We start from the raw sequence: 10,299 nt of genomic DNA on the forward strand, positions 1-10,299 counted from the left end.
TGCCTGCTGCCTGAACTCCAGGCTGAACTCCTGCCCCTTTCTGCCTGCCTTGCTCTTGGTCATCGTCCACCTCCTATTGCGATAGTTAATCGCTTATAGGGGTGTCCGTGAAACGGGGGCAAGATCAGCCATGGCTATCGAGGTATCCGCGCACGTCGTCGCCCACCAGGTTTTCCGAAGGAACGATGCGATTGCCGATGGTGATCTGGTAGACGTCCAGTGACACTGTCCATGCACCGGGCGCATACACCGCGCCCAGCGTGTAGTTGTGCGACTTCTCGGCTTTCAACGGCTCCGCGCCGAGGGCGCGAGCGACCGGGTCGCTCACCGCGAAATTGCGGATCTGCGTGGGCAGGCCGCCGATGACGTTGGTCGAGGTCGTCGAATAGAACTGTTGGGGTAGCGACGGCGCACGGAAGCCGGTGGCGGCGGTGCCGCGCAACGCGAAGGTGTCGGTGAAGTCGTAGCGCGCAGACAAGGTGCCCGACGTGGTCTTGCCGAAGTCGGTGTAGTCCTCGTGGCGTATCGCGAGCGAGCCGCTCAGCTTGTCGGTGATCTGGTTTTCCAGGCTGATGTATTCGGCCACGTCATGCCTGCCGTGGTAACCCGCGTCGCCCGGGCGAAAACCGGGAAAACCCTGCGAACCGGTACCAAGGTAGGACGCCGGTTCGCCCGCCGCGATGCGATAGCCCTGGTAGAGATATTCCACGCCGAAGGCCAGGGTCAGCGGATTGGCCAGCCAACTTACCGATAGATCCTTCGCCACGTCGACATCCACCGCCTTCTGCGTGGCGACGAGCCGGCCCGCGTCGAATCGTGTCGGACTGGCTGGGCCGAGATCGACATTGAGCGTATGCGTGGGATCGATGCTCACGCGGCTACGTCCGTAGTTGCCGCTCACGTCCCAGCGCCAACCGCTTTCGGTCGTGCCCCGGATACCGGCGACCACAGCGCTGTCGATGGCACGCACATCGTTGAGCGGAAGATAGCCCAGCGGATAGATCGACGGGATGTTGCGGCTGCTGTCATACGTGCGGAACAGGGCGGGCGACGTGCCTTCGCGGCTACTGGTGCTGGCGAATGCGTAGAAGTCCACGTTCTTCGCGAGCGCGTATTGCACGTTGAGCAGGGCCTGGTGGGTGCGGATATCCGGTTCGCCGATGCGCTGTGTGCGCTGGCCGTAGACCGGCGAGGTCGGATCGCGCAGGTCGCGCCCGCCGCGGTTGGTGGTGTCCGAGTGCCCCTGGATCACGCTCAGTCGCGCCCAGCCCTTGTCGCCCCCCAGGGGAATGCCGATGCTGGCGTCGCCTTGCCATTGCTTGCCGTCACCGGCGCTGTAACGGCCGGCGGTCAGGCTGGCTTCGTTGCTGCCCGGCGTCGCCGCGCCCTTGAGAACCACGTTGATGACGCCCGCGATGGCATCCGAACCGTATTGCGCCGACGCGCCGTCACGCAGTACCTCGATGTGGTCGATCGCCGATACGGGAATGGCATTGAGGTCCGCCGGGGCCGATCCGCGCCCCAGGGCACCCTGAAGGTTCAGCAGGGCGCCCGTATGCCAGCGCTTGCCATTCACCAGGACGAGCGTCTCGTCGGGGGAAAGACCGCGCAGCGCGGCGGGGCGCACGATGCCGGAGCCATCGTTGCCGGGTGCCCGGGGGAAGTTGAGCGAAGGAACCAGCCGCGACAACACGGCGCCAAGCTGGGTGTCGCCGGATGACTGGAGATCCTGTGCGGACACGATATCGATGGGTGATAAGGAGCTGCTCTGGCTGCGGTTCACTGAACGGGTGCCCGTCACGACAACGGTTTGCAGGCTCGTGGTGTCCTTGTCCGCGGCATCGTCGCGGGCATGGACGGTGGTTGCGGCCAGGGCCAGCGTGATGGCAAGGGACAAGCGGGAACGCTTGGCGGACGACGTCCTCATGGGTGGCTTCCTTGGGTACGGGGGCGCGATCGCGACCGGCGGTCACGTGGCGGGGAGAGGGTGATGGCCGCCCGGTGGGCGGCGCGAGGAATCAGGGCGTCAGCGGCGACAACACAGGCACGACGCACCGCGAACGAAGGCGATGGAGGCGTGCGGGATGGCGGCGTACGGGTGATTCATCGAAAGGAAGGGTCCGTATTGGCATAAGGACGTCTGGACGTCCGTTATGCATGCTCATGCATGGACGGTGGTCATGTCAAATCCGTGTTCGACAAAGCTGAACAGGGTCACGGTGCCGGAATCCGGCGCTCCAGCATGTCTTCCACCCCGATGAAGTGGAATCCCTTCTTGCGCAAGGGCGACACGAGGCCTTCGACGACATCGCTGATGGAGCGGCGATCGACATCATCGTCATCACCGTCGTGCAGCAGGACAATCGCGCCGGGATGGACGTGACGAAGCACTTCGCCGACGACCCGTTCGACATGGCCCGTCGCCATCGGATCCGCCCAGTCCTGGGGATCGATCGACCAGCCGACCAGCGTGTAGCCGGCGTCTTCGAGCCATTGCACCTGCGGCGCGGAGATTTCCCCGTAGGGCGGACGGAACAGGCGGACGGATTGGCCGGCAATATCTTCGATCACGCGGATCGAAGGAATGACCTGGCCGTGGCCGAAGGCATCGCTCGAAAGCTGGCGCAGATCGAGATGGGACAGGCCATGACTCCCCAGGTCATGGCCGTCGGCGACGATGGCGTGGATTTGGTCGGGATGCCGTCGTGCGGCATCCCCAAGACAGAAGAACGTAGCCTTGACCTCAAGCTGGCGCAGCGTTTCCAGCAAGACCGGCGTCGCGTCGCCGGGCCCATCGTCGAACGTCAGGCACACATCGGGACGATCCGCCGGACCGCGCCCTACGTAGGTGCGGGGAAACGACGAGAGAAAGCCGTGATAGTTCATGGCCGACTACCGGGTCAGCCAGGATTTGCGGTGGCCAGTGAGCTCGTCCACCAGTCCGATGACGTTTGCCGGGAGTAGCAACGTGTCGATGCAGGTGTTGTAGATGGATACCAGCACGATGTCGAACCAGCGCAGCTGCAGGCGATGACGTGCCTGTACGCAGGCTACGCCGTTCAGCACCGCCATGAGTAGCCAGTTGGCGATGGCGAGGTCGAGGAGCAGCGGGCTCCGGTAGATCCATGCGCCCGCGATACTCAGCAGCAGGGTGGGCAGTAGGGCCGACTGCGCCCAGAGCAGCCACCAGGGCAGCATCTTCACGGTGTTAGACCATGAGATGCTCCAGGCGACGCGGAACGACTCCAACCGACCGCGCGCCCAGCGACGACGCTGGCGGAACAGGCCGAAGAGGGTCGAGGGGCACACGGTGTATGCGATGGCCTCCGGTGCGTAGCCGATCGTGTAGCCATGCGCGAGTGCGCGCCATGTCCACGAGATGTCCTCCACGAGCCACTCGCCCCAGCCGCCCAGCTCGCGGATCACCGAGGTCTTGTGCAGGGAGAACGCACCCGCGACGACATTCACCACGCCGACGCGGCTTTGCACGTAGCGGATGATCGCGAGCGCGCCGACGTGCTCATAGAATTGCAGCCGGTGCAGCCATGACATGTCCCGACCTTCGGGCACGATCAGCCCGCACGCGGCCGCATGATTGGGCGATGCGTAGAGGGCTTCCACGGCGATCCGCAGGGCATGCGGCATGATGACGGTATCGCTGTCGATCACCGTCACCACGTCCGAATCGGGAGAAAGGCGTGGCAACGCCGCGTCCAATGCACGGCCTTTCGCGCCACTGTTCTGTTCCAGGGGCACCAGTACGTAGGTCTTGTCGCGCTCCGTCTCCAGCCAGGTACGAAGCATCGAAGGCGTGCTGTTGCTGGATCCGTCGTCGATCAGGATCACTTCCAGCTTGCCGGGGTAGTCGGCGGCTTCGATCGCTTCGAGCGTCCTCAGGAACGAGGCCTCGGGCTCGTTGTAGAACGGCACCAGGATGGATACGAACGGGTACTGCTCCAGCCGCGATTCCTGTCGTGGTGGACGCAGCGTACGGACCAGGTAGAGCCCCACCAGGAACACCGTGCAAAGGAACAACAGAAACGTCGAGAACCCGATCAAACCGAGCAACACCGGCAAACTGATCATAAAGCCCCTCATGCCCAGCCATAGGCCGGTCGTGGATACCGGATGGCACTTCCATGGAGCGCGCGCGTCCTCGACGAAGGACCTGTCCATGGCGCGCGATGTGATGACAACGATGTCAATCCGCGTGCAACGGCTCCGGATCATCCGTGTGCGAACCTTCTCAAACCGTGAAGGCGGACACGTTTTGTCGGGGGAGGGTGCATTCTTGCCGAAATTGCATTTTTACCGGCAAGAACGGCCCTAAAGTACGAAAACCGCTTATTCGTCCGCGTGCTGGCTTGCGCGTGGATGCCGATTCGCCTCATTCCCATTCTTCGGCTGTCGAGGTTCTGGTCATGTCCCAAGCGTCCAACGCGTCCGCACATCATGCGGTTTCGGCATCTGTGTTCAGGCCACGATTTGACATCGGTGTCATCACAATGGATTGCGGGAGGGAGCCGGACGTGGAGCGTTACGACGCCGCAGCCGACGCCATTTCCTGGCCTCTCGTGGATTACTCGGCTTGCGAGCCCACCACCGACCAGGTCGCGATCAATCGCTGGCTGGGCCACGCCGGGCTGGAAGGTCGATCCATCCTGCATGTGGGGGCAGGCAATTCGTCCGTGGCCCAACTGGCGGCGGAGCGCGGCGCCCGCGTGGTGGGAGTGACGGTCGCCGTCAACGAGCTCCTGCATGGCGAACGACTCGGCTTGCCCGGGTATTCGGTGAAGCTCCTGAACAAGCATGGCGAGCCGTTCACAGCGACGTTTCGCGACACGACGTTCGATATCGTCGTGGACAACAACCTAGCCAGCTTTGCGTGCTGCCAGCGGCATTTCGAACGCTACTTCGAAGCGCTCGCCGGTCTGCTGGCCGACGATGGCGTGCTGGTGACGCATTGGAACGGCATGCAGTGGGTGCTCGATGTCGGGATTGACGACGTCGAACCGGCCTGGCGTCTGGACGCAGGCAAGCTGGAAACCATCGCCAGCGCGTTCGGCCTGGCCGTACTCCGTGAGGGCGACCTGTTCTTCCTGCGGCGGATCCGCTGATCGGACGGATGCTCCGCCTGTTTCGTCTGGCGCAGCGGGAGCCGCGCCTGGGCCTGCTCGTGCTGGACAACCTGGTCACGACCCTGGGTGCGAGCTTCACGTTGCTGGCCCTGCCTTTCCTGGTCATGCGCCTGAGTGGCCGGGCGCTGGATCTTGGCGTGACGGCGGCCATCGAAACCCTGCCAAGCCTGTGCCTGCTGCTTTTCTTTCCGCGCTGGCTGGATCGTACGGATCCGCTACGTGTGCTCAGGCGTTGCCGGCTGATATTCGTCGGCATCAACCTGGCGATCTGTCTCCTGACCTGGCACGGTGCGATGTCCATCGGCATCGTTTACCTCGCGGCGTTGATCGGCGGCATCGTATGGGCCATCGCCTTTCCGGCTGGGCGTGCCGTGTTTCCGCTGTATGTCCGCAAGGGTCTAGTGCCGGCAGGCAACGCTGCGCTGGCACTCATCTCCGGAGCGGCCGCCGTCATGCTTCCGCTGGTCGCCGGCTCGCTGGTGCTTGGCACACGGGGAGATGAAGGCCTCGCCATCGCTTTTGGTATCGACGCACTGTGCGTGGCGGTCTCCCTGCCACTGCTCGTGGCGATCGGACGACGAGGATGCATTCGTCAGACCACGGCGGCCGTGAAGGATAGAGACGTCGTCAACGCGGCATCCACGATACCCCGTCGCTTCTACGCCTACCTGCTGGTCAGCTCGCTGATCGTCTTCGGCCCGGTACAGGTGTTGCTGCCAATCGTGCTCGTCGAACGGCACGATGCCCGTTACCTGCTTGCCTACGTCGCGCAGTTCGCAGGCATCGCGTTGGCCTCGTCACTGGACACGCTGGCCGGAGCGGACATTCGCCAGGTGATCCGGCGCATCCTTGCCTGTTGGGGTGTTGCTGTTCTGGGCTATCTGACGCTTGCGACATCGCAGGATCTGTTACCCGTATTGCTTGCGTTCTTCCTGCTGGCCGCCGCCTCGAACGTGTACGGCATCCAGTCCCAGTCATGGTTGCAGACCACGGCCCCCGCGCATCGCCTTGGGCAGGAAATGACCTGGCTTTCGGCCACTACGCTGGGGGCGACGCCTGTAGCCGCGTTGCTGGCCGGAGCCCTCGTGGATGCCTTCCACATCGCTACGGCGACTACCGTCATTGCTTTGGGCATCGTCGTCGCGATCGCTTGTGCCGCATTCAGGCGCCCCTTGCCAGCGATCCTGAAAGAGTAAACGTCCTCAGTCGCGCAACGTGCGCAGCGCGGCGGCCAGTTGCTCCAGCGTCGGCGGCAGAAGATCGGTGACGGCGTGGGGCAGGGCGACGGCAGGTTGCACCGTGTACCGATGCGACTCCATCTCGCCACGTCCAAGCAGCAGCCAGTCGGCGGATACATCCAGGATGCCGCAGACGGCCACGACGTTATCGACCGTCATGGGACCACCGTGGGTCCATCGACTGATCGTGCTTTCGTTGACACCCACCGCCGCCGCGATCGCGGCGTGCTTGCGTATGCCCCGTCGATACATCGCGGTGCGTAGCCGTTTACCCCGTGCCTCGCTCATGCATTCCCCCCATCCGCGCCCCTGGCGGCGATCGTCGATGGGGTAGTCATACCCGATCCGAACCGTCAGCGCACATGGATTGCCGACGACGCACGTGAACTTCGTGGCATGCACGGCAATTCGCTTGTCCCTGTCGAAGCCCGTCGCGCAGGCTCCGATGACGGGTCGATCGCGACGATCGGGCCACTTATCGAAGGGGAAGCATCGAATGAGAATGAAGACACATCATGGCCTGCGCACCGCTTTGCTCTGCGTGGCGCTGGCTGTCGCAGGTTGTCAAACCGTCCCGAAACACGAGGCCCCGGCCGGAGCAGTACTCGCAAGCTTGCCGATTCGGACTAGCGATACGCTCAGAATCCATTACCTCGATGTCGGTTCGGGCATGTGCCACGTGATCCAGTGCCCCGGCGCCGACGGTACGGTCATCGTGGACGATTGCGGGTCCACGGATACGACCCATGCGATGGGCAAGGACGAAGCCCGTTCCTTTATCCAGGATGTCATCAAGGGTCACCCGCTCAAGGTCGTGCTCACCCACAAGGATGCCGACCATGTGAACTGGATCCCCTATGTCCTGGATACACTTCCATCCGGAACGTCGCTGGAGCAGGTGTGGGCGGCGGGCGACTACGCGACCTATCCCCCGGACGTGAAGACCTGGATCAGGGACGCCAACAAGGATTGGGGTGCCAACGTCAGGATCGATGGATTTGCCAGTAGCCCACCCTTGCGCAGCGGTTGGGACAACGACCTGCAGCCGGTGCCCGAGCTGTCGTGCGGCACCGCCGAAAGCTACGTCCTCACGGTAAACAGCGGGAGCGGCTCCAACGCTTCCAGCCTGATGCTCCGGCTGGCGTATGGCGGACGATCCGCCATCCTTCCGGGCGACGCGACGGGTGCGGCCCAGAACGAGGCGATCGAGAATACGACGGGCCATGCGGACATGCTGGTGACCGATCTGCTGGAAATGAGCCACCATGGCGCGGCGAGCGCCGGTAGCAACAGCGAGGCGTGGGCGAAGGCAACCCGCCCGAAGTATCTGCTGGCCAGCGCCGGCGTGCGTTACGGGCACCCTCGTTGCGAGTCGGTGGATCACTACCTGGACGCCGAGAATGCAAGAGTGCTTGCAGCAGGCAAGCACTGGCTGGACTGCGGCAAGACGCAAGGTTCGGAGCGCCGGGAGATCGAGAACGCCGTCTATACGACGGGAACCCAGGGAACCCTCGTCGGCGATATCGTGTACTCAGGGTCAGGCGTGGCGAGCGTCGCCCTTTACTGCGGTCCGGATGGCGATCCGTGCCCCTGACGTTCCGTTTGTCCTATCGCGGTCCCGCCACGTCGACGGCATACGTGCCGGCAACGTGGCGGGATACGCGTCAGCGTCCCCGGCCTCCGCCGCCATGACCGTCACGCCATTCGTCACCGCGGAAGTTGGGTATACGGTCGAAGCGCTGCGATGGCATCGGGCGATCATGCGGACCGGGCAACGGCCCCCGGTAGCCGTGGCGATTGTCGAAGCGCGGATCGACGTATCCGCGGAAGCCTCGCGGTCCATGGAACCACGGGCCGGCACCGATAAACACGCCACTGACGAACCATTCCGGACCGTAGTAGCCGTAAGGGGCGCACGGATAGGGCGCATAGTCGTAATAGCCATAGGGACAGATCGGCGCCGGCCCGATGTTTACGCCGACATCGACATAAGCTTGCGCATGGACTGCCGCGGCACCGGCCGTACAGGCGACCAGTGCAGTGGTCATCGCGATCGATCGAAGCATGTTCATGGCGTCACCCGCGATTTCGTGCGATGGGGGAGTGTCGCCAGGCTGGCACGCACGGCCTGGTGGCTGGGCGCAAAAACGGCTCGCACATAGCCAGGGTTTACGAGGCGCCCTTGCGACAGTCAGGTGCCGTATGGGGAATCCTCGCGTCAACCCGTGGTCGAACCGGCTCGTTCCCTTGCCCGTCGCCCTCGAGGACATCGACATGCCGCAGCATCGACCCGTGATCACCCCGCTCGCCGAAGGCACTTGCCGCATGATCTGCACGATATCGGCAGCCATGGTGGGTGTCTGCCTGACGGGCATCAGCCTGCTTCGCGTGGTGATTTCGTACACGCGCACGGACACGATCACGGACGACCTGCTCGCCTTCGATGCGATCCTGTTCCTCATCGCGACGCTGGCAGCGTACTTCGCGATGCGTGTCGATTCCGACGTCAGGCTGCATCGCCTGGAGCGTATCGCCGATGTGGCCTTCATCCTGGCGATGGTGATGCTGACGGTCGTGTGCTTCCTGATCACCTATATGGTCACCCTCTGATGCGCCTCACGAAGATGAGCGCCCGGTGAACATGACACATCGCAGATAAACGGACGGCGTCCTGGCGCGTTCATGTTGCCTAGCCGACCGGCAAGGCCAGGAGTACGACCGATGAGCGAGCCCACCGATACCGTACGCAGGCCACGACACACAGGGCGCTGGATCGCGTCGATTGCCGCCCTTGTCGTCGTGGTGCTGGTGGTGGTCCATCTGATCGGCGGCCAGGGCAAGACGCGAGGCGGCGCGGCGGCACAGACCGTGGGCACGGCGAAGGTAGGCGTTGCCGACATGCCGGAAATACTGCGCGAACTCGGCACGGTCACCCCCGTGGCCACCGTGAACGTCTTGCCGCAGTTGAGCGGCTACCTGACCGAGGTGGCCTACAAGGAGGGGCAGGACGTGGCCAAGGGCCAGTTCCTGGCGCAGATCGACCCTCGGCAGTACCAGATACAGAAACAGCAGGCCCAGGCACAGCTCGCAAAGGACCAGGCCAGCCTCGGCCAAGCCCGCGCGGACCTGGCCCGTTTTGCCCGCTTGAACGAGCAGAAATCGATCGCCAAACAGACCTACGCCGACCAGAAATTCACGGTGCAACAGGACGAGGCCGCCGTGAAGGCCGACCAGGCCGCGATCGCACAGGACGAACTCGACCTCGCTTACTGCCATATCGTGGCGCCCGTGGCCGGTCGCGTGGGCCTGCGGCTGGTCGATCCCGGCAACTACGTGACCCAGTCCACGTCGCCGGGCATCGTCACGATCACTTCTATGAAGCCTATGACGGTGCAGTTCACGGTGCCGCAGAACGAGCTTGGCCGGGTGCTCCAGCGCTTCGGAGCCAACTCGTCTCTCCCGGTCACCGTCTATGACAGCGACAATACGCGGCAAATCGCGACGGGCAAGCTCTATGCCCTGGGCAACCAGGTGGCAACGGGTACCGGCACCGTGACCCTTCGCGCGATGTTCGACAACGACGACGAAGCGCTTTACCCGAACGAGTTCGTCAATGTCCGGCTGCTCGTGGATACGCTCAAGCAGGCCGTCGTGGTGCCGACGCTCTCGATCCAGAGCGGTGCCCCAGGGGACTTCGTCTATCTGGTCAATGCGGATCAGACGGTGTCCGTGCACAAGGTGACGCTCGGTCCGAGCGACGGCACGAACACCGTGATTACCTCCGGGCTGGCGGTGGGACAGGTCGTGGTGACCGACGGCATGGATCGCCTCAGCGACGGTGCGAAGATCCGGCCAGCCGGCGATGGTGCCCATGCCGGCACGCCGTCGGGTGGATCACGGCGGCATGCCTCGTAGGGGCCGCG

General features: G+C 63.9%; 10 protein-coding genes. 5 read left to right on the forward strand and 5 right to left on the reverse strand.

The window, feature by feature from the left end:
* Nucleotides 1-124 precede the first annotated feature (124 nt).
* From GAK28_RS21060 to GAK28_RS21070, 3 genes are all read right to left on the reverse strand, one after another.
* The gene (locus GAK28_RS21060) at nt 125-1,927 is read right to left on the reverse strand and encodes a TonB-dependent receptor (RefSeq protein ID WP_291784087.1); all 1,803 of its coding nucleotides are present in this window, start codon (nt 1,925-1,927) and stop codon (nt 125-127) included.
* Nucleotides 1,928-2,214: 287 nt separating this feature from the next.
* Nucleotides 2,215-2,886 (reverse strand): polysaccharide deacetylase family protein, encoded by a 672-nt coding sequence (locus GAK28_RS21065; protein WP_291784089.1) that lies wholly within the window; start codon nt 2,884-2,886, stop codon nt 2,215-2,217.
* Between the two features lie 6 nt (nt 2,887-2,892).
* Nucleotides 2,893-4,086, reverse strand: coding sequence for a glycosyltransferase family 2 protein (locus GAK28_RS21070; RefSeq protein WP_291784091.1), 1,194 nt, complete (start codon nt 4,084-4,086; stop codon nt 2,893-2,895).
* 443 nt (nt 4,087-4,529) lie between these two features.
* Here GAK28_RS21070 and GAK28_RS21075 point away from each other — a divergent pair, with 443 nt between their 5' ends.
* Nucleotides 4,530-5,117, forward strand: a complete 588-nt coding sequence (locus tag GAK28_RS21075) for a methyltransferase domain-containing protein (RefSeq protein ID WP_291784093.1) — start codon at nt 4,530-4,532, stop codon at nt 5,115-5,117.
* A gap of 8 nt (nt 5,118-5,125) precedes the next feature.
* On the forward strand, nt 5,126-6,334 hold the full coding sequence (locus GAK28_RS21080) for an MFS transporter (RefSeq protein WP_291784094.1): 1,209 nt from the start codon (nt 5,126-5,128) through the stop codon (nt 6,332-6,334).
* A 6-nt stretch (nt 6,335-6,340) separates the two neighbouring features.
* On the opposite strand, the gene GAK28_RS21085 is transcribed toward GAK28_RS21080, so the two are convergent.
* Nucleotides 6,341-6,664: a helix-turn-helix domain-containing protein gene (locus GAK28_RS21085; RefSeq protein WP_291784096.1), complete on the reverse strand. Its 324-nt coding sequence runs from the start codon at nt 6,662-6,664 to the stop codon at nt 6,341-6,343.
* Between the two features lie 325 nt (nt 6,665-6,989).
* On the opposite strand from GAK28_RS21085, the gene GAK28_RS21090 reads away from it, so the two are divergent.
* A complete protein-coding gene (locus GAK28_RS21090) occupies nt 6,990-7,970 on the forward strand; it encodes a hypothetical protein (protein WP_291784098.1) in 981 nt (326 codons plus the stop codon).
* Nucleotides 7,971-8,040: 70 nt separating this feature from the next.
* Here the strand turns inward: GAK28_RS21090 and GAK28_RS21095 are convergent, their stop codons facing one another.
* Nucleotides 8,041-8,448, reverse strand: coding sequence for a hypothetical protein (locus GAK28_RS21095; RefSeq protein WP_291784100.1), 408 nt, complete (start codon nt 8,446-8,448; stop codon nt 8,041-8,043).
* Nucleotides 8,449-8,578: 130 nt separating this feature from the next.
* Here GAK28_RS21095 and GAK28_RS21100 point away from each other — a divergent pair, with 130 nt between their 5' ends.
* Nucleotides 8,579-8,986 (forward strand): hypothetical protein, encoded by a 408-nt coding sequence (locus GAK28_RS21100; protein WP_291784102.1) that lies wholly within the window; start codon nt 8,579-8,581, stop codon nt 8,984-8,986.
* 111 nt (nt 8,987-9,097) lie between these two features.
* Entirely contained in the window at nt 9,098-10,291 is a 1,194-nt protein-coding gene (locus GAK28_RS21105) for an efflux RND transporter periplasmic adaptor subunit (protein ID WP_291784104.1), read from the forward strand.
* Nucleotides 10,292-10,299 lie beyond the last annotated feature (8 nt).

The sequence above is a fragment of the Luteibacter sp. genome (assembly GCF_009912395.1).
In the GTDB taxonomy this organism is placed as follows: Bacteria; Pseudomonadota; Gammaproteobacteria; order Xanthomonadales; family Rhodanobacteraceae; genus Luteibacter.

Bases quoted from the DNA above. Each gene is read 5' to 3' on its own strand.
- GAK28_RS21070 (WP_291784091.1), bottom strand. From the start codon at position 4,086: ATGATCAGTTTGCCGGTGTTGCTCGGTTTGATCGGGTTCTCGACGTTT.
- GAK28_RS21095 (WP_291784100.1), bottom strand. From the start codon at position 8,448: ATGAACATGCTTCGATCGATCGCGATGACCACTGCACTGGTCGCCTGT.
- GAK28_RS21100 (WP_291784102.1), top strand. From the start codon at position 8,579: ATGGGGAATCCTCGCGTCAACCCGTGGTCGAACCGGCTCGTTCCCTTG.
- GAK28_RS21085 (WP_291784096.1), bottom strand. From the start codon at position 6,664: ATGAGCGAGGCACGGGGTAAACGGCTACGCACCGCGATGTATCGACGG.
- GAK28_RS21080 (WP_291784094.1), top strand. From the start codon at position 5,126: ATGCTCCGCCTGTTTCGTCTGGCGCAGCGGGAGCCGCGCCTGGGCCTG.
- GAK28_RS21060 (WP_291784087.1), bottom strand. From the start codon at position 1,927: ATGAGGACGTCGTCCGCCAAGCGTTCCCGCTTGTCCCTTGCCATCACG.
- GAK28_RS21105 (WP_291784104.1), top strand. From the start codon at position 9,098: ATGAGCGAGCCCACCGATACCGTACGCAGGCCACGACACACAGGGCGC.
- GAK28_RS21065 (WP_291784089.1), bottom strand. From the start codon at position 2,886: ATGAACTATCACGGCTTTCTCTCGTCGTTTCCCCGCACCTACGTAGGG.